The organism is Marinomonas sp. 63XJN7_7_ISO-PGPR-S23-202 (assembly GCF_056173505.1).
The window spans coordinates 3,872,638-3,898,949 of the sequence record NZ_CM149677.1; the positions used below are offsets into that span (position 1 = coordinate 3,872,638).

Consider the following 26,312-nt stretch of genomic DNA (forward strand, 5'->3'; position numbering starts at 1 on the left):
TTCAAGTGACAACAAGGAAAAAGATTATGAGTAAAAAACAAACCTTACGCGTTGGTGTCGGCGGCCCTGTCGGCTCGGGCAAAACCGCCCTACTACGTTCGTTATGTTCTGCCCTTCGCGACCATTACAATATTGCTGTCGTCACGAATGATATTTATACCCAAGAAGACGCAAAGTTTTTAACCGAGCACGAAGCCTTGGATGCTGATCGCATTGTTGGTGTAGAAACCGGTGGTTGCCCACATACAGCGATTCGTGAAGACGCTTCCATGAACCTTGCTGCCATTGATCAGCTTTTAGAGCGTCACGGTGAATTGGATGTGATCTTTGTGGAAAGCGGTGGTGATAACTTGAGTGCAACTTTTAGCCCTGAATTATCCGATTTCACCATTTATGTGATCGACGTTTCCGCTGGGGATAAAATCCCACGCAAAGGTGGCCCAGGTATCACTAAATCCGATTTGTTGATCATCAATAAAACCGATTTAGCTCCTTTAGTTGGCGCTTCTCTAGAGGTCATGGATCGAGATGCGAAGATGATGCGTGGTGAACGGCCTTTTGTCTTCTCCAACTTGAAAAATGCCCAAGGTTTAGACCAAATCATTCAACTCATCATTAACGAAGGTATGTTAGAATCCAAAACCATTCCAGCCGCAAGAGCGGTGGTTTAACCCATTGATTTTATTCAGGAGATTAACTATGCGTCGTTCTACGCTAAAAATAGGATTCACCGCTCTTATTGCTATGCTACCCACGCTTGCCCTAGCTCACCCAGGACATGATGGGTCCACCAGTTTTTCCACAGGCTTTATGCACCCAATGGGCGGCTTAGACCACTTGTTAGCCATGATTGCCATTGGCCTTTGGGCTGCTAGCATGGGAGGTCGTGCTTTATGGGCCGTTCCTGCGGCATTCGTTGGCACTATGATAGTCGGCGGTGCGTTGGCAATGGCTGGCATGCAAGTTCCTTTTGTTGAAGAAGGTATCTTGATGTCAGTTGTACTAATGGGCACCTTATTAATTGGTGCGGCACGCTTTAACGTGATGACCTGTGTCGCTATTGCTGGCGTCTTTGCTTTCTTCCACGGTGCAGCCCACGGTATGGAAATGCCGCTAAACGCTCATGGAGCAGAATACGCTCTTGGCTTTGCCCTAGCGACTACACTATTGCACGTGGTCGGTATGGGGTTAGGTATGATTCTAGCCCGTCTTGAAATGCCAGTTATAACACGTTTGACTGGTGGAATGATCGCTGCTGCAGGCGTTTTTATGGCAGTCGCTTAACCACCTTAGCCTCTTAAATAGCAAACTCAGTTGTTTTCTGGAAAACGTTGCCTAGTCAAACTAGTCAACGTTTTTCTTTTACTTATTGCCTGTTTTAGCTAGATTAAAAGCAGTATATTTCATGTACCATAAGATAAGATGATTTTATAGGATGAAAAATCCTCTGTACTCATGGTCGAGGTCTGTTAGCTCACTCTCTTTAAAATACATTGGCGAGGACTGTCTTTGATTTTACCTAAAATTCGTTTCCCTTTTGTCACCGCCATCTGTTTGTGTCTGTTTACATTGTTATCAACGGCTTCTATTTATTTCGTGCATACCTATAACAGCCACTTCACCCATGAACAGAAAATTTTACTCGATAGCGTGACGCAGGATCAAAAAGCAGTTCTACAGCGCCACTTATCGCTTACCTTTACTAGCACTCAGATACTGGCCTACAACATCCAGCTAAATCGAGGCTACATACCCTACTTTAATAAATATGCAAAAAATATAATTGATTCTATAAGCAGTATATCGAGCCTACAGTTGGCGCCAAAAGGTGTTATCGAGAAAATTTATCCCTTAGCAGGAAACGAAGCCGCAATCGGCCTAAATATCTTAAAGCGCCCCCCGTATAACGAATTTTCAGACCTTTCCATCCGTCATAACAAAGCCATTTTAACGAGTCCTGTTCAACTCGTTCAGGGGGGAAGAGCAATAATCTATCGAGTCCCAGTGAGCATCACAGACAACGAACACGAAAATTATTTTTGGGGCTTTGTGTCAGCCGTTATCAATCTCAATGAGCTCATTTCAAGCAGCCGTTTTAACGACTTAGAAAAACAGGGCTATCAATACAAAATACTCTATTTGAAAACACCGAACTCCCATCCCATTGTTGTGGCGCATTCCTCAGAACCAATCGGTAAACTGTTTTCAAGCAGATCCCTTTCTCTACCATCTGGTCGATGGCAATTAACCATCAGTCATAGCACACCTAAAAGCGTCCTTGGTGAAATGCAATTTCGTTATACACTGGCGCTGTTGATACCAGCGTTAGTATCCTTATTTTTCTTTTATATGCTGCTGCAGCCTTCTCGCTTAAAACTCTTGGTAAATGAAAAAACCCAAGAACTTGAAAAGCTTGCGCATCAGGATCCATTAACGGGGTTGCCCAATAGACGTTTTTTAACCGATAAGCTGCAGCACACTATTTTCAAGAAGAAAAAGAAGGTAAAGCGCTCTGCATTTATCTATTTTGACTTGGATAATTTTAAAAAAATCAATGACTCTGTTGGACACGATATTGGTGACCAAGTTTTGGTACTCGTAGCAGAAAGGCTACTCAGTATCCCTCACCAAAAAAGTCATGTCATTCGTCTGGGCGGCGATGAGTTTTGCATCTATTTAAGTGATGTGGACAGCCATAATGAAGTGAACCAATACGCCGAACAGATTTTACAAATCATTCAAAAACCCGTCACCATTTACAAACACCACTTTATGATAAGTACATCGTTAGGGATTGCGATGATCCCAGAGGATGGACAAGACTTAATCAGTATCATGCAACACTCTGATATGGCTCTATATCGAGCGAAGCAATTAGGAAAAAACCAATACGCTTTTTATACCAAAAACATTAAAGACAATACCATGAAAGATATATTGGAGGAGGATGAGCTACAAAGAGCTTTAACAAAAAATGAGTTTGAGTTGTATTACCAACCACAATTTGACTTATCCAATGGCAAGATCTTTTCTGCTGAAGCTCTGATTCGCTGGCATCATCCAGAAAAAGGACTGATTGGGCCTGACGCCTTTATTCCTTTAGCAGAAAGAACAGGATTGATTATCGACATGGGATATTGGGTCATTGAAACCAGCATTGCGTTTGTTGCGCAACGGCATAAAGACAGGTTAAGTCCCATCTGTGTACACATCAATTTATCCGCTTTGCAACTCAGGGATGCAAAACTCATCAAACAAGTCACCAAGTTACTGGATCAGTACCAAGTATCGCCAAAAGAAATAGGCTTTGAAGTAACAGAAACCGCTTTACTCAGTGATATCACCTTAGCAAGTAATATTCTACAAGCCTTTAAAAATATGGGAATTGTCATTGCCATTGATGATTTTGGTGTGGGTTTTTCCTCTCTTGGTCAGTTGAAAAACCTTCCCGTCAACGTATTAAAAATAGACAAAAGCTTTGTTGATGATTTAGAAACCAACCCAAATGACAAAAAAATTGTCGAAGCCATTATCGCGATGGCACACAAGTTAAGTATTCATGTGGTCGCAGAAGGGATTGAAAATGAAACTCAGTGGCGTCTATTAGAAAATTACTCATGTGAATATGGTCAAGGTTATGTTGTCAGCCGTCCCTTGCCCAAAGCCGCATTCAACGCATTAGTCGAAAAAAACAAACAAGCCTATAGAAAAAATCTCGAGCAAGATGCCTAAAAGGTGAGGCGTCAAAGAGTGAGAGCAAGCTCCCGCCTCTTTTTAACGCCCCCTTTAGACAGGTAACGACAGGTAATCCATTACCAAATAATAGCTGGTAACAAGCCTCTTTTAAGAAGCAAGACAGATAGCCCGACCGTGTTCGTGCACCTCAACAAGTTCTTTGTGTAAGCTGCAAATCGCTTTCTCGTAGTCTTCCTCTTCCACAACAAACTGCATATCCACTTGACGCATAGATTGGTGCATTGCAAGCACGTTAATCTCTTGTTCAGCAATGGCTTTCACCGCTTTGGCCAACATACCAGTGGTTTTCATATCACTACCAATAGCAGACACAATGGCAATTTTACGCTGAGAGATTTCTGCGTCGGGGAACTTTTCATGCAATACTTTCATCACTCGTTTCAGTGTATTCAGGTTTACACCTAAATAGTGGGTGATAGTGTTCGCATTAATATCTTTGGCAATGATGTGGGCTTTAAACTGACGCATCACTTTCAGTATCGCCACATCGAACTGATCAATATCACCGGCCATATCTTGGTCGAAGATCTCAACCGCAAACACACCACGAGAACCCGCAATAATCTCAACACAAGGCTCATCACTGACGTAGTCACCCGTAATCAAGGTACCTGTATGTTCTGGCTCAAAGGTGTTTTTCACACGTAACGCGATATTATGCTGACGCAACCCTTTTGCCGCTTTAGGGTGAATCGCTTCCATCCCCAAATTAGCCAATTGATCAGCCACATCATAGTTGGTGCGACCAATGGGGACCGCCTTGTTTTCACCAACCAATCGAGGGTCCGCGCTGCTTAAGTGAAACTCTTTATGAATAACCGCTTCACGAGCTTCAGTCAAAACCGCAATTCGACTAAAGGTCATTTCACTGTAGCCACGGTCGAATGTTGACATTAAACCCGTTTCGCTATGAGCGTAACCTGTTGCAATAGGCAGCTGAGTAGACAGGTCAATGTCCTTAAATGTATCGATTATTCGCTCGTCAAGAGACATATGACAAGGGCTATTCCACCCCGTCAAGTCAACAAATACCGCATTAACCCCATCACGTTTTAGCAAGGTAGCAGTATTCCAAGCACTGTGTGCTTCACCAAGACTCGCCAACATTTCACGCACCGTCGCCAAATGCTCACTGATTGAAAAGTGACCATGCTGGCACAGGCGATGGAGGTCTTCTAAACACTCTTGGGCATCTTGTAAACGGCGATTCAAAAAGTAGTTCGCTTCTTCCAGCAAAGCACCTTCAAATAAGGAGTGATTAATTTCTAGCATGGCAGCACGCACATCTTTCAGTGCTTTTGACCAAGACTCTTGATTTCGCTCTTTGGCGAAATAAGCATAAACACCAGCATCACCGGTTTTTTTATGCTCTAGCAGCTGATCCGTCATACCTCCATAAGCCGATACAACAAAGATGCGGTTATATAAGTCATTCGTTTGAGCTGGTTTAAACACGATATTATCGCGTACAGAGTGGTAGTCGCTCATGGACGTACCACCGATTTTTTCAACTGTATGTAGTCCCATCATTAAACCCAATTTATTAAGGGGCTGAAGAACAATCTCCAGCCAAAATCTAAACTGCCGCTATATTGTCATAAGGCTGCAAAAAGTTTAAGTATTAATCACTTTTTTCAGCGGCCTAATGTCCTCTCTGGCGGCAATATATTCTGGTCTTACTTTAGTATCACCAAACGGTTTGCCAACACGATTGGATAAAGCATTGTAAACAAAGAACAAATTTGAGCGAGGTGCGGGGGTAATGTTACCGTTGGAGCCATGCAATACATTGCAATCAAATAAAATAATTCGCCCCGGTTGTCCCACTGCAGCCTCTATACCATATGATTCCACCAAGTTTTGTACAGTTTGATCATCTGGTACGCCTACTTCTTGCTTTTTTAACGATGACAGATAGTTATTGTCGGGCGTTTCCCCTACACAAGAAATGTACGTGTGGTGAGAACCAGGAATGATAAGAAGAGGACCATTATTATGGTCATTAGGTGTGAGGGTAATGGACATACTCAGTGCTCGCATTCTCGGCATGCCATCTTCTACATGCCAGGTTTCAAAATCAGAATGCCAATAAAACTCTTTCCCTCTAAACCCTGGCTTGTAATTTAAGCGGGTCTGATGGAGGTAAACCTGATCACCCAATATGTATTCCGCGATTCTTACCAGTCTCGGGTCTTCGGCAATGCTTTGAAAAAAGTCATTCAGTTTGTGCACATCAAACACTGAACGAATGTCGCCACTGTTGGCTTCGGTGATACTTTCTTCACGCTGTTTGATAAACTCATCATCTCGCAAACACTGCATGTATTGCTGCATTTTTGCGACTTCATCTTCGCTAAAAAGATGATCTAGAAATAAAAAGCCGTTTTTTTCATAGTGATCTAAAAGCGCCTCATCTAAAGGCGCTTTTTGTTGATCATCAGAGAAAATAACGGGGTCTTTGCGATTGAAATACGTAGGCTTCTGATATTGTCTAGATGGATAATCATCGACTACCCTATCTTTTTTCAATACTTCATCAGTAGTAACACTCCATTTAGTTTGCCCCAATACTTCAGGAGACTCACTATCTAGAACATACGCCGACGATGACATTATCGCTCCTCCTTCTATACTCCTCTATGTTAACGAAATGAGCTTTGTACCTTTACTTGACTCTATTAAAAGATGTCTTATTAATCTAACAACTCGTAAGCGCCTTCTGAGTTGTGCACTTCTTTGCCTGTAATCGGTGGATTAAACACACATGCCAATTTAAGCTCTTTAAAAGCTCGTAAAGTATGGGCATCGTGTTTATCTAAGACATATACAACACCGGGTTTGATATGGTGTTTTTGACCCGTTTCGCGGCTTTCCACTTCCCCTTCACCGGAGATGCAATATACGGATTCCAAGTGATTTTGATAATGCATATCAAAATCTTTGCCTTCATAAATCGTCGTAATGTGGAAAGAAAACCCCATGTTATCTTCTTTTAGCAGTAAACGAGTACTTTCCCAATTTCCATCAGGGGAAACGACACGACGTTCGGTCTTTTCGCATTCAGCTAAATCACGTGCAAACATAGTATTCTCCTATAAACGATCTTCACAATTTTAAACAGGTGGTAGACCACCTTGATACAATATACATTTACCTCACTCTTAAGCTCGGTGTATGCCATATCGATTCTTATGGCAACACCAGCTACTCATAACAACACCGAGTTCTTTAAGAGTGTGTAGCAATTTTTCGACAGCGCTGTTATACGGCGATGTCGTAGTTTTCATCAAAATAGCTCTTTGCCTCTGGCATGTCGTCTTCTTTAGCACACACTTCTTTGATTGCGCTCTCAAGAATGTCGATACCTTGCTTCAGGTCTTCGTCGCTAATAATCAAAGGGCAAAGGAACTTAACAACATGATCATCTGCACCAGAGGTCTCTATCATTAGGCCATTTTGGAAACATTTGTGCGTGATCTTGCCAGCAAGCTCACCGCTGACACAGTTGATACCGCGCATCATGCCTCGTCCATGTAAGGTAAAGTTACCTTCACCGTATTTATCCACAATGGCTTGAGTACGCTTCAGGATGTAATCCCCTTTACGCTGAATCTCTTTTTCAAAGGTATTGTCTTTCCAAAAGGTATCAATAGCGGCTTTTGCCGTAACAAACGCCAAATTATTACCCCGGAAAGTACCGTTATGCTCACCAGGTTTCCATTGGTCCAATTCAGGAGTCATAAGGACAATGGCAAATGGCAGACCATAACCACCAATAGACTTCGACATGGTAACGATGTCTGGCTTGATGCCCGCAGGCTCGAAACTAAAGAATGTACCAGTACGGCCACAACCAGCCTGAATATCATCAACAATCAGTAACACTTCGTGTTTTTTACAAACGGCTTCCAGATTCTGCAACCATTCAAAGCTAGCAGCATTAATACCGCCCTCACCCTGAACCGTTTCAACAATAACCGCAGCGGGAAGATCCACACCACTGCTTGAATCCGACAATACTTTGTCTAGATATTCCGTGGTTTCAATGTCATCGCCAAGGTAGCCATCAAAAGGAACCGTTGAAACACCTGCACCTAAACTCGTTCCAGCCGCACCACGGTGATGAGAGTTGCCCGTTACCGATAGGGCGCCCAAGCTACAACCATGGAAACCGTTCGTAAAACTCACAATGTTTTCACGGCCTGTTACATTTCGAGCAAGCTTCAACGCGGCTTCAACGGCGTTTGTTCCTGTGGGCCCGGTGAATTGAACCATATATTCCAGATCACGAGGCTTTAAAATATACTCATTAAAACTTTCCAGAAAGGCTGCTTTCGCTTTGGTATGCAAATCCAAACCATGAGTTACGCCGTCTTCCATAATGTATTCAATCAATTTTTCTTTGAAGACAGGGTTGTTATGACCATAGTTTAACGTACCAGCCCCTGCTAGGAAGTCGATGTATTTGTTGCCATCTTCGTCAAACAAATGGGCACCTTGGGCGCGATGAAAAACACGAGGGAATGAACGTGCGTATGATTGTACTTCCGATTCAAGCTCTTCAAAAATTTTCATGCTAATGCTTCCTCTTAATTAAATTTATACAAATCAACAAACAGAACTGAGGCCTTATTAGAAAGGCCCAATGCGAACCAAAAATTCGGTGTCATGCTGTCCTTGAAAGTGACTATCTTTATCGTATTGAACAGAGTCTTCTAACGGTGCGTTTAACTGCTTAGCCATACTGCGAAATAACGCCCAAGAAGCGTCGTTAGATTGGGTAATGGTGGTCTCTATATAAGCCACATCGGAACAAGCTGGGCGATCTAATAAGGCAGTCAACATTTTTTTAGCCAAGCCTTGGCCCCTTGCCGCTTCACCAACTGCTACCTGCCATACAAACAAGGTATTTGTTCGATTCGGAATCAAGTAGCCAGAAATAAAGCCCACTAAACGATCCCCTAGCATTGCCGAAACACTGGTCTCACTAAAATGATCCGCTTGCAGCAAGTTACAGTACACCGAATTGGTATCCAGTGGTGGGCAACTAGCAACTAACTGGTTAACTAACATACCGTGCTCTGCACTTGGCTTAATAAGCTCTATGTTATTCAAAACCACACCTCAACAAGTTAGAAAACAAAGTATTATTCCAATAAATGAGTGTTCTTTAATATACAAACACCCATATAAACCCCGTATTACGGAGTATTAATGATTCTTTTATCACTCAGCTCTTCAACAAAGTGATTTGATGTCTAACTATTTTAGACAGATTAGCTCGCATGTCCAGCATTTATTTAGAGAACTAATGTTTTGTTTAGAAATATTTTATTCACAATGAGCTAGAAGAATTGACTGAACCCCTTAAGACATAAGGCATTGCAGAAAGATCGAGTTAAAATAAAAAATGTTGTTTTTTTGTTGCATGATCGAGACAAAATTCGGAAAATCCTGCCCCTTAACAAAGCCAGCTACCACAAATTGAACCTGTCACCGCTTACTTAATGGTGAAGAGAGAACCTTGCATAACAACATCACTCGCAAAGTTCTCAATGCATGTTGTTTGTAGGGGGCGGCGTGATATTGCTGTTTAACTTTCAACTTTTTTAGAGATTATTATGCAAGATAAGACATCTAGTCAGGGCTCATGGGCGAGCCGATGGGTATTTATTATGGCGGCAACAGGTTCTGCTGTCGGCCTTGGAAATATTTGGAAATTTCCCTACATTACGGGGGAAAATGGTGGCGGAGCCTTCGTTCTAGTCTATCTCGTGTGTATTTTGCTTGTGGGCATTCCTATCATGATGGCTGAAGTCTTTATTGGTCGTCGTGGTAGAAAAAACCCCGTCGATTCTCTAGAGGATGTTGCCAGGGAGTCTAGTCAAACTAAAGCATGGGGACTGATTGGCATCGTTGGCATGTTCACAGGCATTATGATTTTTTCTTTCTACTCCATTGTCGCAGGCTGGGTATTGAACTACATCAAAGCCATGGCAACAGGAGAACTGGCAGGACTGACATCCGATCAAGCCAGTGCCACCTTTAAAGCCTTGTTAGCCGATCCCATGACCCTGCTCGGCTGGCATACCTTGTTCGTTGTGATGACGGTGTTTGTGGTAGCCAGAGGTGTCAATAAGGGACTTGAAATGGCAACTCGCATTATGATGCCTGCGCTTTTCATCCTTCTGCTTGTTCTGCTTGGTTATGCCATGAGCACAAAAAGCTTCTCTGCTGGTTGGCATTTCATGTTTGATTTTGACTTCAGTAAGCTTAGCTGGGGGGCGGTGTTAGTTGCCTTAGGCCACTCTTTCTTTACCTTATCCCTTGGCATGGGCACCATGATGGCTTACGGCTCCTATATGCCTAAGAAAGCGTCGATTGGCAGTACTGTGTTAGCCATTGGCGCTTTGGACACATTGGTTGCGCTGGTTGCTGGCTTATGTATTTTCCCTGTGATCTTCGCCAATGGGATGGATCCCGCAGCTGGCCCAGGCTTGATGTTTATGTCCTTGCCCGTTGCCTTTGGGCAAATGCCTTTTGGTCAACTGTTTGGTTTCCTATTCTTTGTTCTTGTGGGCATCGCTGCTTGGACATCCTCTATCTCACTAATGGAGCCAACCGTTGCTTTTATCGTAGAACGCATGAAGGTCAAACGTATTACCGCTTCCATCGGCATTGGCTTCATCGTTTGGTTGCTTGGTATCGCTTGCCTTGGTTCCTTTAACTTTATGAGCAACATTACCCTCTTTGGTAAAAATATCTTTGACTTCTTAGACTATGCGACGGCGAATATCATGTTACCCCTTGGTGGCATCTTCACAGCGCTCTTCGCTGGCTGGGCCGTTAAATCAAAATTCTCTGAAGAAGAACTGTCAATCTCTAAGCTATTTTTCTCTTATTGGAAAATAAGTGTGATGGTTATTAGTCCAATTGCCGTTGCTATCGTTTTTGTTCTAAATCTTTAACTGAAAAGCAGTTTAGTAAACACATCAAAGCCTCACTTACCTAATGGGTAAATGAGGCTTTTTTATAAAAATGTTAGATCACATGATCAAACAGGCCCTCAGATTACATGGATCTTAGCGCATAGCTCTCACTGGTTGATTCGACAATATTCGCCAACATGGCTTGACTGTTTGACCCAGAATAACGCGTCCAGATTTTCTCATGGAAATAAAAGGCCACTGTATTAATGGCAGGCTCTATAAGAGCCACCGCACCACCAACCAGTAAACTTCCAGTAATAACATAGGCAACCGTAAAGGCGATAGTAAAGTGCATCGCGGCAAAAGTAAGTGTTTTCGTCATGTGAATCTCCTCTGTTTTTCTAAGCTCTGTTGATGGCTTTGATAATAGAGGAGATTTTTTAATTAACTAAATACATTGTCTGCATAGTTCTAATAGATATTTTATTAAAATATGCCGTATTGGCCATTGACAAAAGAGACCAAATTCCAATTAGCGAGGTTTGGATAAAGCGAACCCTAAGATCCCTTCTAATGGCTCCGAATAAGCACAAACTGGTTTTGCCAACACCGCTTTACTCTCTTGCAACGCCACCCAGAAACCGGCCCCAATAACAGAAGTGGGTCTATTCCAGGAAGACATAATGGTTATCGAGTCATCAATATTGCTAATAAACTCCCCTTCGGCAAATACAATCACACCCTGAGGGTCGACCCCCAATACTAGCTCATTAAGCTCTTGATGAGTGGTCATCATTGGCATGACAACACAAGAATAACCTTGCTCATTTAGCATAGCAGCGGCTAAAAAACACCACATAGTACGTTGCCCCAACAATCCGGTGATCAATACCTTGGGGGCCGCTTTTTGTTGATCTTTTAATGCCATTAACCGAGAGGACAAGCAAGCCGTCAGAACGGTTTCACAAAAGCGACCAGCGGTTTCTCGTGCAAGCCTATCAAGGCTGGGCATAATCCAATTACGCACAACAATGTCCGTTGGGTATTGAGAGAATATCTGTTGATACAAGTGTTGTATTTTATCCTCATCAAATGCGTATGAGGCCACTACTAACTGGTTTTGCCAGTCTAACCATTCATTAGAGAGTTCTAAACTCTCTAATGGTGTCCCTTTGTCTACCTTGTCCAATAAAGAACGTACTTTGCTAACAGAAACACCCTGCTGGATCCAATGAACAATCGATTCAACTCGTTGCACGTCATTCTGGTTGTATAGGCGATGGCCTTTCGCAGTTCGTTTGGGTTTTAACAAACCATAACGGCGCTCCCAAGCCCTCAAGGTCACAGAATTTACACCTGTCTTTTCCGATAAAGTTCGGATAGCAAATACATTTGCATTTTCTTCATTCAAATCATTTTTCACCTAGCGATCTCTCCCACTAGCCTATCCAGTCCCAGTTTTCGAACCAAAAAGCTATACAAATTTTTTTTTGTACAAGATATATTGCATTTCTTGTACAAGTATCTATATTGTATAAATAATAACTTGTACAAGCAATATTATCGTACAAGTATTGCAACAGAAAACACAGAACAAGATGATGCTGAAGACCCCCTGATAAGCCCTTTGGGTCTAGGCAACTATCTCTATCAGATGAGGATAACAAGATGACAACCATTGAACAGCTTCCACAAAAGCAATTTCATGCGGATCATTTAAATCACCGCATTCCTGTTGGCATCAGTGCTTGCTTACTGGGTGACAATGTTCGCTTTAATGGCGGACATAGCCGGTCCACTTATTGCGATCAACATCTAAGCACCTATTTTGATTATCAAAAATTCTGCCCAGAAGTTGCCGCAGGTTTTGGAACACCACGACCAACACTACGTCTAGAAGGTAACCCAGAAGATCCACGAATGACCTATTCCGATCAAAAAGGAGGCGATGTTTCCGATGTGTTCATGGTCGCCAGCCAAGCCTATATTGATCAGCTAAGTCACTTAGACGGTTATATATTAATGAAAAATTCCCCAAGCTGTGGACTGGAACGCATCAAGGTTTATCAAGAGAATGGTCACCCTCACATGAAACGCACAATAGGATTATTCACCCGCGCCTTAAAATCTCGTTACCCACTTTTACCTGTCGAAGAAGACGGTCGACTCAACGACCCGACTCTGCGCGAGAACTTTTTAACACGCGTGTTCGCCCACCATGAATTTCGTCACTGCGTGAACGCCAAACCAAGCATGAAAGCCCTGATTGCTTTCCATAGCCGCTACAAATATTTGGTCATGGCCCATTCTCAAGCCGCTTACAAACAATTGGGCAAAATGCTCTCAGGTAATGACCCCAGAACACTAGATGAACTAACAGCAGCCTACTTTGAAGTTTTTATGACGGCTCTGTCACAACCCGCTAAACGGAAAAACCACTGCAATGTGCTAATGCACCTTATTGGCTATCTAAAACGCTCCGTTGATTCCTCGATTCGTCAAGACATATTAAACGTGGTTGAACAGTATCGCCGCAAAGAGGTGAATCTCGCTACCCCCATGACCCTGTTACATCACTACTTAAAACACTACGGCAGTCAATATGTGCAAGAACAACGTTATTTTGCCCCCTATCCAAGTGCGCTTGGCATTCGCAATACCATCTAGTGAATCGTAGAATAGCAGGAGCCCCTTATGGTCATAGAACAGCTCGTCTGGATCCGGAACGATCTACGTTGGCAAGACAATCCAGCCCTATATTTTGCCTCCCTAAAAGGCCCCATTCGGGTGATTGTGATTGCCACGCCCAAACAATGGCAAGAACATAATGAATCCGAGGCAAAAACCGGGCTAAGAGCAGGCTTGATTCGCTGTTTGTTTAGCAAGCTTGCCAGTCTTGGTATTCCAACGGATTTCATTGAAGCAGATTATTTTGAGCAAGTACCTGATATTCTGCGCCAATATTGTCAGGACAACGCCATAAAGCATGTCTGGTACAACCAAGATTTTCCTGTCCATGAAAGACAGAGAGATCAGGCGGTTAACCAAGTACTCCAAACCTCTCATATTGAAGTACATCCGCAAGAGCCCGACTTGATCGTGTCACGCCCCGTGCTAAGTCAACAAGGCACACCTTTTAAGATCTTTACTCCCTTTTATAAGCGCTGGCTCACCATGCTCAATGAGCAATCTATTGAACCATTGCCCGCCCCCAAACAACAAGCAGATGCGCTCTCTGAACAGCCCCTTACCATGACATGGCAGCGTCCATTTCGAGACGACCTCTGGAAACCAGATCAAGACAAAGCCAACCAGACACTTTGGCAATTTTGCCACCGCAAAGAAGGCCAGTATGACGAACAACGCGACTTCCCCATGACACCAGGAACCAGTACGTTATCTCCTTACCTTGCCCTTGGGGCATTAGGACCTAGGGAATGCGTGTATGCCATAGTTTATGTTTGCAATGAACAGGGCCGATCATGGCAAGACAGTGTCTGGTTAAAAGAGTTGGCTTGGCGAGATTTTTATCGTCAGCTTATGGGGCACTTCCCTGCGTTATCAAAACACCTCCCCTTTAAACCTGAGACAAACCAGATTGTATGGCGCGATAATAAAGCGGAGCAGCTTGCTTGGCAAAAAGGCCAAACAGGCTTTCCTATCGTCGATGCGGCCATGAGACAACTCAATAAAACGGGCTGGATGCATAATCGCCTAAGGATGATTACAGCAAGCTTCTTCAGCAAACTATTATTTGCAGACTGGCGAAAAGGGGAACAGTATTTTATGAGTCAACTCATTGACGGCGAATTCGCAGCCAATAACGGTGGCTGGCAATGGAGTGCCTCGACAGGTTGCGATGCAGCCCCGTATTTTCGCGTTTTCAACCCTACGAGACAGTCAGAGCGCTACGATGCAAACGGTGAGTTTATTCGCCGCTTTGTCCCTGAATTAAAAAGCCTGGACAGCACATCGATTCATAACCCGTCTACTGAGCAACGAAAAGCACTGGGATATCCGCTCCCGATAGTGGATTATAAAACGGCTCGAAAATCGGCCATTGAAGCGTTTGATCGATTAAAAAACCATTAAGCCGCGGTTAAATACTCTTACAAATTGCCTTGTAGATTGTTGAAAGCAATCACCTAGAAGCCCTTTTTACAATAAAACTTTCGTAATGATTGGTTTAACACTATAATTAGAGCTATAATATTTCATAACTGAGTCTATTTGATGTGTATTTTTTTTACATATAATATAGGATTCTAACTTGCCAACATCGGCGATTATCTTGTCACCTTTTTTACGAGTTGCTCTAGCAATATGCCTGAATCACAATATTTACATGATGTCCTTGTTCATTTACGACGAATCATTCGTGCGACAGACTTACAGTCGAAACGAGTCGTAAAAGCTTGTGGGTTAACCATTCCTCAAATAATGGTGTTACGCTCTATTGAGAGTTTGGGTGATGTTACTGTTCGCAAAATATCCGACAGTGTCTCATTGAGCCAAGCCACAGTAACCACTATTTTGAATCGGTTAGAAGATCGCAAAATGGTTGAGCGTGTCAGAGCGCAAAAAGACAAACGCATTGTAAACGCTAGACTAACGGATCAAGGTCGCACTTTATTGCATTCAGCGCCACCTTTGTTACATGAAAAATTCATTAGCGAATTTGAAAGCCTACAAGGCTGGGAACAAACTCAAGTTCTATCCTCTTTGCAGCGTATTGCCATCATGATGGACGCAGAGCATATCGATGCCGCACCTCTTCTGGACATTAATTCTCCCAATCAATAACGATAACACATCCTTACATCACAAATCTTATAAAAACTCGACTGTGCGATATAGTCGAGTTTTTTGTCAATATATGGGCTTCTAACATAGCCCTGACGTCACTCTAACCCCACTATTCTAGGGCTCTCTGAGCGTCTATCTCAACAGTTTTCAAGACATCGACAAGATAATAGATCCTCAATCTTTGATAATTTTGACAAAAATTTGCTATAAATACTTAGATATGTAAACTAAATTAATAAGATAAAAACACCACGTCATAATCAAAAGGAATCTACTATGTATAAAAAAGCACTTATCGCGGGGTTAATGACCCTTGCAACCACCTCTGTTTTCGCGGCGAGTAACCAATGCGGAAGAGTCACTATCGCAAATATGAACTGGAACTCAGCCACATTAATGGCGAACGTAGACAAGTTCATCCTGAATCATGGATATGGCTGTCATGCCGAACTCGTTCCTGGTGATACCATGCCAACGGGGACTTCCATGATAGAAAAAGGACAGCCAGACATAGCACCAGAAATGTGGACAAACGCCATGAAAGCCGCCATTGACCGAGGCGTTAAAGAAGGTCGTCTTAAAATTGCAGCGAAATCCCTTTCTGATGGCGGCGAAGAAGGATTTTGGGTACCTAAATACATGGTTGACAAGGATCCATCACTTGCCACTATTCAAGGTATTATTAAACACGCAAAAGATTTCCCAGACCCTCAAAATAGCGCAGTCTCTGCATTTTATGGCTGCCCTCCAGGTTGGAACTGCCAAATATCAGCACAGAACCTTTTTAACGCATTACATCTAAAAAAAGCAGGTTTTGTTCTCGTCAACCCAGGTTCTGGAGCAGGCTTAGCAGGCACGTTAGCACATGCTTATCAGAAAAAAGCGCCATGGTTTGGCTACTACTGGGCACCAACGGCCCTTTTAGGGAAATATAAAATGGTGAAAGTGAAATTCGGTACTGGCGTCAATAAAAAAGAGTTTACAAGCTGTATCACTCAGGCAAACTGCTTAGACCCAAAACCCACGATGTACCCACCTTCCCCTGTTTATACACTGACTACGGCTAAGTTCGAGAAAAGATCCCCTCAAGCCTTTTCGTATTTGCAGCATCGTTCATATACCAACAAGCAAATGAACAGCTTATTAGCGTGGATGGAAGACAACCAAGCAGACGGCCAATACGCTGCAGAAAACTTCATGCTAAAACATAAAGACATTTGGTCAAAATGGGTTAGCAAAAAAGTGGCTGCCAAGCTCGATAAAGCACTTAAAAATCTATAAATCTTGTATTCAGGGGGCTTAATAAAGCCCTCTCTTATTTTTATTTTGGCAAGAGATCCATATTATGTCTTCAAGTTGGCTAACACAATTTCCTGACCTGAGCCGTCGAGACTTACTCACCATTCGACAAACATTAGATGGCGCTTATCTACATTTTTCGCGCGAATACGGTGATGCAATTGAATCGGCTTTTCATCCTCTTTTAAAATTTCTTATATGGTTTGATAATCTACTTCTTCAAACTCCTTGGTGGATCATCATCATTGCCATCACAGGCTTAGTTTATGCCGCCACCCGCTCTTGGAAATTGAGCTTAGGCGTCGTTATCTCATTGTTACTCATTGGCTACTTTGGCATGTGGGAAAACACGATGCGAACCCTAAGTATTATCACAGTGTGTACTCTTATTTCTATCGCTCTGGGTATTCCAATTGGCATCTTAATGGCACGTTCTGATCGAGCACAATCCATCATCACACCGCTACTTGATGTCATGCAAACCATGCCAGCATTTGTTTACTTAATTCCAGTGGTTATGCTCCTTGGCATAGGTAAAATTCCAGGTGTGATAGCAGTGGTTATTTATGCGATCCCCCCCGTTATTCGCTTAACAAACCTAGGCATTAGGCTCGTCTCGAAAGAAACCCTTGAAGCGGCTACTGCCTTTGGGGCCACATCAACTCAAAGATTGCTAGGTGTGCAACTCCCTCTTGCCATGCCTACCATTATGGCGGGAATAAACCAAACCATCATGATGGCTCTCGCCATGGTTGTTATTGCCTCCATGATTGGGGTTAATGGACTTGGTCAGCCTGTTCTCAGATCCATTACCAACCAATATTTCACGCTTGGACTTTTAAATGGCTTAGCCATTGTTGCGCTAGCGATTATCTTTGACCGAGTGTCCCAAAGCTACGCGAAACGTACCCAAAAACACTTAGAGAGCGCCCACAATGACTGAACATAAAAACGACACTAGTGAGCCTTCTCAAGAAAAAAGCACAACCTTGATTGAAATAGAAGGCCTTTATCAGATCTTTGGCAACACCCCCAAAGAGGTGCTCCCTAAAGTCAAAGCGGGAGCAAGCAAAGAGGAAGTTCTTGCCGAAACGGGTCACACCGTTGGCTTACAGGATATTAATCTAAACATAAAACGCGGTGAGATCTTCGTGATTATGGGCCTATCAGGCTCAGGAAAATCAACCCTTATCCGTCACTTTAACCGCTTGATAGACCCAACGGCAGGTCTCATTCGGGTGGATGGTGATAACATCATGGAATTTTCCATGAAAGACTTAACAACTTTTCGCCGTCATAAGATGTCAATGGTCTTTCAACATTTCGGCTTAATGCCTCACCGAACCGTACTAGAAAACGTTGGTTATGGTCTATCCATCAAGGGTGAAAGCAAGAAGGACTGGGAAGAAAAGGCCAATCAATGGCTTGATACGGTTGGTCTCACAGGATACGGAGAACAATACCCATCACAGCTCTCGGGTGGACAACAGCAACGTGTCGGCCTCGCTCGAGCGTTGTGTACAGACGCGGAAATATTGCTCATGGACGAAGCTTTCTCAGCATTGGACCCGTTAATTCGCAGTGAAATGCAAGAACAGCTCTTGGATCTACAGGAAAACCTGCAAAAAACCATCATTTTCATCACTCATGATCTAGATGAAGCTCTTCGACTTGGTGATCGAATTGCAGTATTGAAAGATGGCAAACTGGTTCAAGTCGGCAATCCTGTTGATATCGTACTGAAGCCAGCGGATGCGTATGTTCGAGCTTTTGCAAAAGATGTCAACCGAGCCAGAGCACTCAGCGTACAAACCATCATGACTGCTAATACTGAAAAACTAACAGGCAAAACAGCAGGTGATGTGAGAGCTGATTTTCCCAAAGATAAGGACCATGCGTTTGTTTTCGATGAAGAAGGCTATCAAGGCATATTAAGCAGAGCAAAGTTGGATGATATGGACGACGGCATGCTTATCAAAGAAGCATTGCAACCACTCAAGTCTGTACGTCAAAGCACACCATTGCAAGATGTGATTCCGATTGCCCTCACTTCCCCCTTCGATATTCCGGTGATTAATAAGAAAGGCGTATTAAAAGGGCGAATAGAGGCGAAAAAACTAGCCGACGTGTTGTCTCCCTAACACATATTAACGCTTTCTTAAGCACCAAAAGATATAGAAATGGCCGCACAAGCGGCCATTTTTGTGTTTACATATCCATGAACAAGCTTGTTACTACCTACTTAAGGTTCAGCACATCCTGCATATCGTACAAGCCTACTGACTTACCAGACAACCAATTGGCAGCACGAACCGCCCCTTTGGCAAATGTCATACGGCTACTGGCTTTATGAACAATCTCAATGCGCTCACCTTCGGTTGCAAACCAAACACTGTGTTCGCCTACCACATCCCCAGCACGAATGGTCTCAAATCCAATCTCTTTTTGGGTACGGGGGCCAATTTGACCTTCTCGCCCGTAAACCGCACATTCTTTTAGATCACGATCTAACGCCTCAGCAACCACTTCTCCCATACGAATCGCCGTACCAGAAGGCGAATCGACCTTGTGTCTATGATGCGCTTCAACGATCTCTACATCATAATCATCGCCTAGAATTTTTGCAGCGGTAGAAAGTAACTTTAATGTCAGATTCACACCAATGCTCATATTGGGCGCAAAAACCACTGACGTTTTTTCTGCATAACTGGCCAGTTGTTCTTTTTCCACATCACTAAGGCCTGTGGTGCCCACCACAATGGCTTTATTATGCTCCGCACAAAACGCCGCATTTTCAAGGCTTAGGCTTGGCGTGGTGAAATCGATCAACACATCAAAATCCGCTACACAATCGGCAAGTGAAGCGGTAGCCGAAACACCAAGCTTACCAATACCCGCTATCTCACCAGCATCCGCTCCCACAAGAGAACTATCTGATCGCACAATGGCGGCCCCTAAAGACACCCCATCGGTTTCATTGGTCGCGATAATTAGATTTTTACCCATGCGCCCAGAAGCGCCAATTACTGCAATTCTCATCCAACTCTATTCCTTAACAATCAATTGCATAAACCATAACAAATACGTACTCAAAACTCAGCTATAACCCACAACAAATACCAGTGAGATAGCAAAAAAGCCCAAATGCAGGTTAACTTAATCTAAGTAAATCTGCATTTGGGCTTTTTTTCATCGCCAGCAAGTGTTTAGTTAGGCTTTCATTCGCTCTGCTAAGTTGCCTTGCTCATAAGCTTCTTCTTCAATATGGGCAATATTCGTCACAATGCTTTCCGCACTTTCAATACTTCTTAAACTTAACCCATCAACTTCTTGCATTTGATTATTCAAATCCCGAGCAACCGACGCTTGCTCTTCAGACGACACATTGATTTGCGAAGTCATCTCAACAATTCGACTAATCGACACCTCAATATCTTTCATTTTTTCCGCGACAAGCGTCACTTTTTCTACACCATCCTGGGCAACCGCCGCCCCTTTATCGATGGTTTTAGTGACTTCAACGGTATTGCTCTTCAAGGTTTCAGTCATTTTATGAATATTCTGAGTCGCATCTTGAGTACGAATCGCCAACGCTCGCACTTCATCCGCCACAACGGCAAAACCTCGTCCCGCTTCGCCCGCACGCGCAGACTCAATAGCCGCATTCAATGCTAATAAATTCGTTTGTTCCGCAATATCACTGATGGAGTTGACCACGGTGTTAATACCATCACTTTGTGATGCCAAGATTTCCACGACTTTCTTCGCGGCTAAAATTTCCTGATAAACCTCACGCATGGTATCACCCGTTATCTTGGCGAGCGATTGACTTTCTCTGGAAGCCACCTCTACTTCCCCAGTCGCCTCAACGGCTTTCCCTACATGATCAGACACATCGTTTGCACTGGCCAGCACTTGTGAACTGGCCGATACAATACTCTGAAACGTGTGGCGCTGCTGATTAAAATTTGCCAAATTGCCAGTGACGCTTTCTTTGGCGCCTGCTGCTCGCCGACGCAATTGCGCTGCCCCTTCTTTTAAACGATAGCGAAATGTGTCCGCCGCCGCTTGTTGATGAATATGAGCGAAGGGGATCGCCGCCTTTAAACCCACACTTTTTGTATAAAGATACTGGCCAATCGGATTATTGGCTTCCACGGGTAAAGCAGACGCAGTAGCATTGAGAGATTCACTTTGTACCCAAGACAGTATAAAACCTAGCAAGGCTACTACTGGGCCAGCTATTTGCAGCGCAAGTGAATTGGTTAACAGACTGATAATCCCTAGTAACACGAAGAAAAACAGTACCGGCCAAGTATGATTGGTCAAATAAGCAAGTAGTTTTGTCTTAGTGGGTAACAGGCCTTTACCCGCATTGATACGATCATAAATACTTTGTGCGTGATGAATTTCATCCCTTGTCGCCTTACGACGGACGGATTCATAACCAATAATCTTTTGATTGTCTATCAAAGGACTAACGTGGGCACTTACCCAATAGTGATCACCGCTTTTACAGCGATTTTTTACGATCCCCATCCAATTGTTGCCCTGCTTTAGATTTGCCCACATATCGGCGAATACAGCTGGAGGCACATCAATATGACGAATAAGGTTATGCGGTGATCCAATGAGCTCTCCCCTAGTGTAACCAGCCACTTCACAAAAGGCATCATTGACAAAGGTTATTCGCCCCTTCACATCCGTACTAGAGACAAGCACATAGTTGCTCGGATAATCACATTCCTTGTTGGTAACAGGCATCTTACGCATATATTCATCTCGTTTTATAATAATTAGAGCTTGTAACTTTATTTGTCCAGTTGCATTTTATCAATCAATTAATATCGATATTAAAAAATATCACTCATCATCAAAATCACGGTAGGCATCAGGCGCCAAATCTTCAAAGCGCGTGTATTTACCGACAAAAGCAAGTCGGCAGGTGCCAATCGGACCATTACGCTGTTTACCAATAATAATTTCAGCAATACCTTTATGTGGCGTATCTTCGTGGTAAACCTCATCACGGTAGACGAAGGAAATCACATCGGCATCCTGCTCAATGGCACCGGATTCACGCAAATCCGAGTTGACTGGACGCTTATTTGGACGATTCTCCAAGCTACGGTTAAGCTGAGAAAGTGCCACCATTGGACACTCCATTTCTTTAGCAATGGCTTTTAAAGACCGTGAGATTTCAGAAATCTCATTGGTTCGACCTTCTGTGAAACCGGGTATTTGCATCAATTGAAGGTAATCGACCATGATCATGGCCACACCACCGTGCTCTCGAGCGATACGGCGCACACGAGAGCGCATCTCTGTCGGGCTAATGCCCCCTGTGTCATCAATGAACAGCTTACGATCTTTGAGCATTTTCACCGCTGACATCAGTTTGTCCCAGTCTTCTTGCACTAACTGCCCTGAACGCATGCGTGTTTGGTCAATCCGGCCAAGGGAGGACAGCATACGCATCATAAGGGCTTCCGCGGGCATCTCCAAACTAAAGACAATCACAGGCTTCTCACTGATCATGGTCGCATTTTCAACCAGATTCATCGCAAACGTCGTTTTCCCCATGGAAGGACGGCCAGCGACGATAATTAAATCCGCAGGTTGCAAGCCTGCCGTCATGTTATCTAAATCCGTAAAGCCAGTACTCAATCCAGTAATCGCCCCATCCTGATGATACAGCTCATCAATCTTATCCACGGTGGCGCTTAAGATATCAGAGGCGATTCTAGGCCCGCCTTTTTTCTCTCCCCCTTCAGCGATTTGGAAAATTTTTCGTTCCGCTTCATCCAATACTTCTGCTGCCGTCATTCCTTCAGGATGAAAAGCACGAGCAGAAATATCACTGGTGGTCATAATCAAACGTCGCAGAATCGAGCGTTCACGCACAATATCCGCATAAGAAGCGATGTTAGAGGCGCTTGGCGTCGCCTCAGCCACTTCGATAAGATAAGCCATACCACCGACGGACTCTAAATCCCCCCGTTTATCAAGACGCTCCCCGATAGTGACAACATCAACGGGCTCACTGTCATCCACTAAACGGGCAATGACGGAAAAAATAAGCTTGTGTTCGGGACGATAAAAATCGTCAGCTAAGACCAACTCAGACACTTTTTCCCACGCTTGTGGGTCCAGCATTAGACCACCGATAACAGAACGTTCCGCTTCGATAGAATATGGTGGTAGCTTGATAGAAGCGACTTCAGAATCGTTTAATTGCACGTAAAAACACCCAAGAAAGAATGGAAAAATGACAAGGAAACAAGCTTACCATGACCATAAAAAAAGGGCATCTTGCATTAAACAAGATACCCTTTTTCAGTGTCAGAGATTCGTTAAAACGAATTACTGAGCAACCACTTCCAACGTCACGGTTACAAGCACTTCTGGGTGTACTTGTACGTCGATTTCGAAAGCGCCAGTATGACGGATAGCACCTTCTGGAAGGCGAATTTCTGCCTTTTCAACAGCCACTTCTTTAGAAATAGCTTCAGCGATATCACGTGTACCGATAGAACCGAAAAGCTTACCTTCATCGCCAGCATTCGCTTCGACTTTGAATGTTTTGCCTTCAAGTGTTTGAGCACGCGCTTCAGCCGCTGCTTTACGCTCTGCCGCTTGAGCTTCAAGCTCGGCACGACGCTCTTCAAAAGAAGCTAAGTTAGCTTTTGTTGCCATCACAGCTTTTTTGTTTGGAATCAAAAAGTTACGAGCATAACCTGGTTTAACGACAGCAACGTCACCAATACCACCTAGCTTGTTTACTTTGTCGAGTAGAATAACTTCCATCTCGATCACCTCTAATTAATCATTCGCTATCACTTGAGTTGGATGACGTATCTCGGATGCGTTTTCGTATGTCAACGAAGCTATCAATTACGCTCAGCGTAATCAAAATATTCACAAACAACATATGCAAAAAAACGATACCAACAAGATAAAACGCAATCAGTCCAACAACCCCAATTCTTTTTTTTGCTAGAACACCGTGTACTAATGCAAGACCGGATAATACCAACGCTGGAATAGCTGCTTGAGATAAAATAAGGTACTGGCCCCCTAGACTTTCGCCTAGTAACACCATTGCCCCCAAAATCAAACTAAATGCTATTGGCAACCTTAGTTCATGGAATTCTTTACGCAATCCACCTGGATTATAGAGCCCCGCCTGCCATTTTCTCGCTAAAAATAACGAGCCAACCGCAGCCATCACTTGGACGATAGACAAGGCCATCACCGCCTGATGGTAAATAACACTTTTATCAGGTAAAGCCGCTACTTTCTCTTTCACCAAGACTTGTTGAATCATGTTAGTAACAAGCGTCAACATATCATGCATAATGAGTGGTAGCAGCATGGTACTAATGACAGCTAGAAAACTGCTGACCAATAACACCCAACTCCACGACGTTGTCGATCTAAGTAAATAGGCCAACACCGTCACGTCAATCAATACCATTATCGCACTTGCATCACCTTGGATGACTGTCAACACCAATATAGGCAGACAGCCCCAAGCTAATACAGGTATTCCTTCTTTTACACCACGGCGAAGCACTACCAGCCCAACAATGGCGGCAGCTATCCAGAATAAGAGAGGAATTATACTAAACGCCATCACACCAATAATGGCATTACGAGGACGTTGCATAACCCATTTTGCTAAACCACTCATTCTGTTACTTCAGCCCTGCCAATTAATTAAAGTGGCTATCAGTGTAAGGAAGTAAAGCAATGTAGCGAGCGCGTTTGATCGCAGTCGCTAGCTGACGCTGGTAACGTGCCTTAGTGCCAGTAATACGGCTAGGTACGATTTTACCAGTTTCAGTGATGTAACCTTTTAGTGTTTCTAAATCTTTGTAATCGATTTCTTTAACGCCTTCTGCTGTGAAACGGCAGAACTTACGACGACGGAAAAAACGAGCCATGAGTATCTCCTAGTTCAAATAAATTAATCTTCTGATTCTTCAGAAGACGTTTCTTCAGTTGTGTTTTCAGTGTTGTTACGCTCTTCACGTTGAGGAGCAGAACGACGATCTTCACGACCTTCAGAAGCTTTGATTGGAGAAACGTCAGTTACCGCTTCTTTACGACGAATAACCAAATTACGGATAATCGCATCGTTGTAGCGGAAAGTGTCGTTTAGTTCGTTCAAAACACTATCAGAACACTCAACGTTCATAAGAACGTAATGTGCTTTGTGAATTTTGTTGATTGGGTAAGCTAGTTGGCGACGACCCCAATCTTCTAGACGATGAACTTGACCGCCATCTTCAGTGATTAGGTTAGTGTAACGCTCAACCATTGCTGGTACTTGTTCGCTTTGATCTGGGTGAACCAGAAAGACGATTTCATAATGACGCATTTAAGCTCCTTATGGGTTCTTAGTCTCCACACTTCCCCTGTTATGAAGCTGTGAGACAAGGAGTATTGATTTACAGGGACGCGAAGTATATAGCAGATCGCACAATAAATAAACGCTTTACTAATGCTTTGATGGATAAATTTCCCACCCACTCTTTAAGATATGCAATATGGTCTTAATTTATTTACAAAGCACAATAATACTCATAGCATACAATTTCTTTACTTAATTTATCATTGTGTCAATGTTATGAAAGGATTTACACCCATGTTGCGTTCTCTCCCCTGTCTAATCGCCATAGTAACGCCTTTGGTCTTAAGTAGTAACGCCTTTGGTGCCGACCTTTCATTTGGTGTCGTAGGCACTCGCGCGTCTTCTGTCTATAAAGACACTCCGCCTCAAAATGCTGCGTTTCCTTTTGTTTCCATTGTCAGCGAACGCGGCTACCTAAAAGGTACAGAAGTGGGCTATAGCTTTTTACCAAATGGGTCCCGTCAAAACATTTCGGCTATTGTCGAATACAACATGGATAGTTTTGATCCTGATGATTCTAATAATAAACAAATGCAACAGCTGGACCGACGCAAAGCTGCAGCCATGACGGGGATACGCCTCAAATACAATTTTTTGTTTGCTAAATTCGTGACCGATATTAGCAATCGACATGATGGTTATTATGGACTAGTCGGTGCAGCCTACCCTGTTAATGTCTCTGCTTGGAGAGTTACACCATCAATTACCTATAAATATCTGGATAAAAAAATGAGCAACCACCTTTACGGTGTTAGCCAAGCAGAATCCATCAGAACAGGTGGTATCATCCCAGAATACAACTCAACCAGCACACACAAAATGACCATTGCCGTGCGCGGTGACTACAGTGTCAATGCTTCTTTAAACCTATTTGTAGGGGTCAGTCATTCGGACTACAAAAGAGTGTTAGACAGTCCAATGGTGACGAAAGACTATAGCTATTCTCTTTCTACTGGGATTATTTACCACTTCTAAGCAAACATAGGCTTTCGAATATCGAATACTCCCAAGCTATGCTATATGGCTTGGGTCCCCATGAGAGATCGTCCTGTCGGTATTGGCATCGCCACACTCTTAAATCGTAGTAAATAAAAGGCAGACAAAGC

The 26,312-nt window shown here is 43.4% G+C and carries 25 protein-coding genes; 11 read left to right on the forward strand and 14 right to left on the reverse strand.

All coding sequences use genetic code 11. The features are described 5' to 3' along the window. Positions 1–26: 26 nt before the first annotated feature. From ureG to AC0VYG_RS17980, 3 genes are all read left to right on the forward strand, one after another. A complete protein-coding gene (ureG, locus tag AC0VYG_RS17970; protein ID WP_067013664.1) occupies positions 27–671 on the forward strand; it encodes an urease accessory protein UreG in 645 nt (214 codons plus the stop codon). A gap of 28 nt (positions 672–699) precedes the next feature. Then, positions 700–1,284 (forward strand): HupE/UreJ family protein, encoded by a 585-nt coding sequence (locus AC0VYG_RS17975; RefSeq protein ID WP_475429289.1) that lies wholly within the window; start codon positions 700–702, stop codon positions 1,282–1,284. Positions 1,285–1,509: 225 nt separating this feature from the next. After that, a complete protein-coding gene (locus AC0VYG_RS17980) occupies positions 1,510–3,732 on the forward strand; it encodes a bifunctional diguanylate cyclase/phosphodiesterase (protein ID WP_475429290.1) in 2,223 nt (740 codons plus the stop codon). 111 nt (positions 3,733–3,843) lie between these two features. Here the strand turns inward: AC0VYG_RS17980 and AC0VYG_RS17985 are convergent, their stop codons facing one another. The 5 genes from AC0VYG_RS17985 to ectA form a co-directional block, all read right to left on the reverse strand. Beyond that, positions 3,844–5,283: an aspartate kinase gene (locus AC0VYG_RS17985; protein WP_475432556.1), complete on the reverse strand. Its 1,440-nt coding sequence runs from the start codon at positions 5,281–5,283 to the stop codon at positions 3,844–3,846. Positions 5,284–5,370: 87 nt separating this feature from the next. Then, entirely contained in the window at positions 5,371–6,369 is a 999-nt protein-coding gene (thpD, locus tag AC0VYG_RS17990) for an ectoine hydroxylase (protein WP_475429291.1), read from the reverse strand. 80 nt (positions 6,370–6,449) lie between these two features. Then, positions 6,450–6,839 (reverse strand): ectoine synthase, encoded by a 390-nt coding sequence (locus tag AC0VYG_RS17995; RefSeq protein ID WP_067013657.1) that lies wholly within the window; start codon positions 6,837–6,839, stop codon positions 6,450–6,452. Between the two features lie 178 nt (positions 6,840–7,017). After that, positions 7,018–8,331, reverse strand: coding sequence for a diaminobutyrate--2-oxoglutarate transaminase (gene ectB / locus AC0VYG_RS18000; protein WP_475429292.1), 1,314 nt, complete (start codon positions 8,329–8,331; stop codon positions 7,018–7,020). Between the two features lie 57 nt (positions 8,332–8,388). Further along, on the reverse strand, positions 8,389–8,877 hold the full coding sequence (ectA, locus tag AC0VYG_RS18005) for a diaminobutyrate acetyltransferase (protein WP_475429293.1): 489 nt from the start codon (positions 8,875–8,877) through the stop codon (positions 8,389–8,391). A gap of 500 nt (positions 8,878–9,377) precedes the next feature. Between ectA and AC0VYG_RS18010 the strand changes: the two genes are divergently transcribed. Next, the gene (locus AC0VYG_RS18010) at positions 9,378–10,724 is read left to right on the forward strand and encodes a sodium-dependent transporter (RefSeq protein ID WP_475429294.1); all 1,347 of its coding nucleotides are present in this window, start codon (positions 9,378–9,380) and stop codon (positions 10,722–10,724) included. 103 nt (positions 10,725–10,827) lie between these two features. Here the strand turns inward: AC0VYG_RS18010 and AC0VYG_RS18015 are convergent, their stop codons facing one another. Beyond that, entirely contained in the window at positions 10,828–11,067 is a 240-nt protein-coding gene (locus AC0VYG_RS18015) for a DUF2061 domain-containing protein (protein WP_475429295.1), read from the reverse strand. A gap of 150 nt (positions 11,068–11,217) precedes the next feature. Continuing rightward, positions 11,218–12,108, reverse strand: coding sequence for a MerR family transcriptional regulator (locus tag AC0VYG_RS18020; RefSeq protein ID WP_475429296.1), 891 nt, complete (start codon positions 12,106–12,108; stop codon positions 11,218–11,220). Between the two features lie 245 nt (positions 12,109–12,353). Between AC0VYG_RS18020 and AC0VYG_RS18025 the strand changes: the two genes are divergently transcribed. The 6 genes from AC0VYG_RS18025 (at position 12,354) to AC0VYG_RS18050 (ending at position 18,931) form a co-directional block, all read left to right on the forward strand. After that, complete coding sequence (locus tag AC0VYG_RS18025) at positions 12,354–13,352, forward strand: YbgA family protein (RefSeq protein WP_475429297.1); 999 nt, start codon at positions 12,354–12,356, stop codon at positions 13,350–13,352. Between the two features lie 27 nt (positions 13,353–13,379). Continuing rightward, positions 13,380–14,777, forward strand: coding sequence for a deoxyribodipyrimidine photo-lyase (gene phrB / locus AC0VYG_RS18030; RefSeq protein ID WP_475429298.1), 1,398 nt, complete (start codon positions 13,380–13,382; stop codon positions 14,775–14,777). Between the two features lie 231 nt (positions 14,778–15,008). Next, the gene (locus AC0VYG_RS18035) at positions 15,009–15,488 is read left to right on the forward strand and encodes a MarR family winged helix-turn-helix transcriptional regulator (RefSeq protein WP_475429299.1); all 480 of its coding nucleotides are present in this window, start codon (positions 15,009–15,011) and stop codon (positions 15,486–15,488) included. Positions 15,489–15,767: 279 nt separating this feature from the next. Next, entirely contained in the window at positions 15,768–16,772 is a 1,005-nt protein-coding gene (locus tag AC0VYG_RS18040) for an ABC transporter substrate-binding protein (RefSeq protein WP_475429300.1), read from the forward strand. 61 nt (positions 16,773–16,833) lie between these two features. After that, positions 16,834–17,733 carry an ABC transporter permease gene (locus tag AC0VYG_RS18045; RefSeq protein ID WP_475432557.1) on the forward strand — a complete coding sequence of 300 codons (900 nt, stop codon included), beginning with the start codon at positions 16,834–16,836 and terminating at the stop codon, positions 17,731–17,733. Beyond that, positions 17,726–18,931 carry a quaternary amine ABC transporter ATP-binding protein gene (locus AC0VYG_RS18050; RefSeq protein ID WP_475429301.1) on the forward strand — a complete coding sequence of 402 codons (1,206 nt, stop codon included), beginning with the start codon at positions 17,726–17,728 and terminating at the stop codon, positions 18,929–18,931. Before AC0VYG_RS18045 ends, AC0VYG_RS18050 begins: the two co-directional genes overlap by 8 nt. A gap of 97 nt (positions 18,932–19,028) precedes the next feature. Here the strand turns inward: AC0VYG_RS18050 and dapB are convergent, their stop codons facing one another. The 7 genes from dapB to rpsF all read right to left on the reverse strand — a co-directional run bounded on the left by dapB (position 19,029) and on the right by rpsF (position 25,173). After that, positions 19,029–19,829, reverse strand: coding sequence for a 4-hydroxy-tetrahydrodipicolinate reductase (dapB, locus tag AC0VYG_RS18055; protein ID WP_475429302.1), 801 nt, complete (start codon positions 19,827–19,829; stop codon positions 19,029–19,031). Positions 19,830–20,000: 171 nt separating this feature from the next. Continuing rightward, on the reverse strand, positions 20,001–21,563 hold the full coding sequence (locus tag AC0VYG_RS18060) for a methyl-accepting chemotaxis protein (RefSeq protein ID WP_475429303.1): 1,563 nt from the start codon (positions 21,561–21,563) through the stop codon (positions 20,001–20,003). Positions 21,564–21,653: 90 nt separating this feature from the next. After that, on the reverse strand, positions 21,654–23,030 hold the full coding sequence (gene dnaB, locus AC0VYG_RS18065) for a replicative DNA helicase (RefSeq protein ID WP_475429304.1): 1,377 nt from the start codon (positions 23,028–23,030) through the stop codon (positions 21,654–21,656). Positions 23,031–23,153: 123 nt separating this feature from the next. After that, positions 23,154–23,597 (reverse strand): 50S ribosomal protein L9, encoded by a 444-nt coding sequence (gene rplI / locus AC0VYG_RS18070; RefSeq protein WP_475429305.1) that lies wholly within the window; start codon positions 23,595–23,597, stop codon positions 23,154–23,156. Positions 23,598–23,616: 19 nt separating this feature from the next. Continuing rightward, positions 23,617–24,483: a YybS family protein gene (locus AC0VYG_RS18075; protein WP_475429306.1), complete on the reverse strand. Its 867-nt coding sequence runs from the start codon at positions 24,481–24,483 to the stop codon at positions 23,617–23,619. A 22-nt stretch (positions 24,484–24,505) separates the two neighbouring features. Further along, positions 24,506–24,736: a 30S ribosomal protein S18 gene (gene rpsR / locus AC0VYG_RS18080; RefSeq protein WP_067013623.1), complete on the reverse strand. Its 231-nt coding sequence runs from the start codon at positions 24,734–24,736 to the stop codon at positions 24,506–24,508. Positions 24,737–24,759: 23 nt separating this feature from the next. After that, on the reverse strand, positions 24,760–25,173 hold the full coding sequence (gene rpsF, locus AC0VYG_RS18085) for a 30S ribosomal protein S6 (protein WP_067013621.1): 414 nt from the start codon (positions 25,171–25,173) through the stop codon (positions 24,760–24,762). Between the two features lie 267 nt (positions 25,174–25,440). Between rpsF and AC0VYG_RS18090 the strand changes: the two genes are divergently transcribed. After that, complete coding sequence (locus AC0VYG_RS18090; protein ID WP_475429307.1) at positions 25,441–26,181, forward strand: MipA/OmpV family protein; 741 nt, start codon at positions 25,441–25,443, stop codon at positions 26,179–26,181. Positions 26,182–26,312: the final 131 nt, after the last annotated feature.

Coding starts and splice junctions, on each gene's coding strand:
- AC0VYG_RS18010 (WP_475429294.1), top strand. CDS start 9,378: ATGCAAGATAAGACATCTAGTCAGGGCTCATGGGCGAGCCGATGGGTA.
- AC0VYG_RS18040 (WP_475429300.1), top strand. CDS start 15,768: ATGTATAAAAAAGCACTTATCGCGGGGTTAATGACCCTTGCAACCACC.
- AC0VYG_RS17975 (WP_475429289.1), top strand. CDS start 700: ATGCGTCGTTCTACGCTAAAAATAGGATTCACCGCTCTTATTGCTATG.
- AC0VYG_RS18060 (WP_475429303.1), bottom strand. CDS start 21,563: ATGCGTAAGATGCCTGTTACCAACAAGGAATGTGATTATCCGAGCAAC.
- AC0VYG_RS18015 (WP_475429295.1), bottom strand. CDS start 11,067: ATGACGAAAACACTTACTTTTGCCGCGATGCACTTTACTATCGCCTTT.
- AC0VYG_RS18090 (WP_475429307.1), top strand. CDS start 25,441: ATGTTGCGTTCTCTCCCCTGTCTAATCGCCATAGTAACGCCTTTGGTC.
- dapB (WP_475429302.1), bottom strand. CDS start 19,829: ATGAGAATTGCAGTAATTGGCGCTTCTGGGCGCATGGGTAAAAATCTA.
- thpD (WP_475429291.1), bottom strand. CDS start 6,369: ATGTCATCGTCGGCGTATGTTCTAGATAGTGAGTCTCCTGAAGTATTG.
- ureG (WP_067013664.1), top strand. CDS start 27: ATGAGTAAAAAACAAACCTTACGCGTTGGTGTCGGCGGCCCTGTCGGC.
- phrB (WP_475429298.1), top strand. CDS start 13,380: ATGGTCATAGAACAGCTCGTCTGGATCCGGAACGATCTACGTTGGCAA.
- AC0VYG_RS18035 (WP_475429299.1), top strand. CDS start 15,009: ATGCCTGAATCACAATATTTACATGATGTCCTTGTTCATTTACGACGA.
- AC0VYG_RS17985 (WP_475432556.1), bottom strand. CDS start 5,283: ATGGGACTACATACAGTTGAAAAAATCGGTGGTACGTCCATGAGCGAC.
- AC0VYG_RS18075 (WP_475429306.1), bottom strand. CDS start 24,483: ATGAGTGGTTTAGCAAAATGGGTTATGCAACGTCCTCGTAATGCCATT.
- rplI (WP_475429305.1), bottom strand. CDS start 23,597: ATGGAAGTTATTCTACTCGACAAAGTAAACAAGCTAGGTGGTATTGGT.
- rpsR (WP_067013623.1), bottom strand. CDS start 24,736: ATGGCTCGTTTTTTCCGTCGTCGTAAGTTCTGCCGTTTCACAGCAGAA.
- AC0VYG_RS18050 (WP_475429301.1), top strand. CDS start 17,726: ATGACTGAACATAAAAACGACACTAGTGAGCCTTCTCAAGAAAAAAGC.
- AC0VYG_RS17995 (WP_067013657.1), bottom strand. CDS start 6,839: ATGTTTGCACGTGATTTAGCTGAATGCGAAAAGACCGAACGTCGTGTC.
- ectB (WP_475429292.1), bottom strand. CDS start 8,331: ATGAAAATTTTTGAAGAGCTTGAATCGGAAGTACAATCATACGCACGT.
- AC0VYG_RS18025 (WP_475429297.1), top strand. CDS start 12,354: ATGACAACCATTGAACAGCTTCCACAAAAGCAATTTCATGCGGATCAT.
- rpsF (WP_067013621.1), bottom strand. CDS start 25,173: ATGCGTCATTATGAAATCGTCTTTCTGGTTCACCCAGATCAAAGCGAA.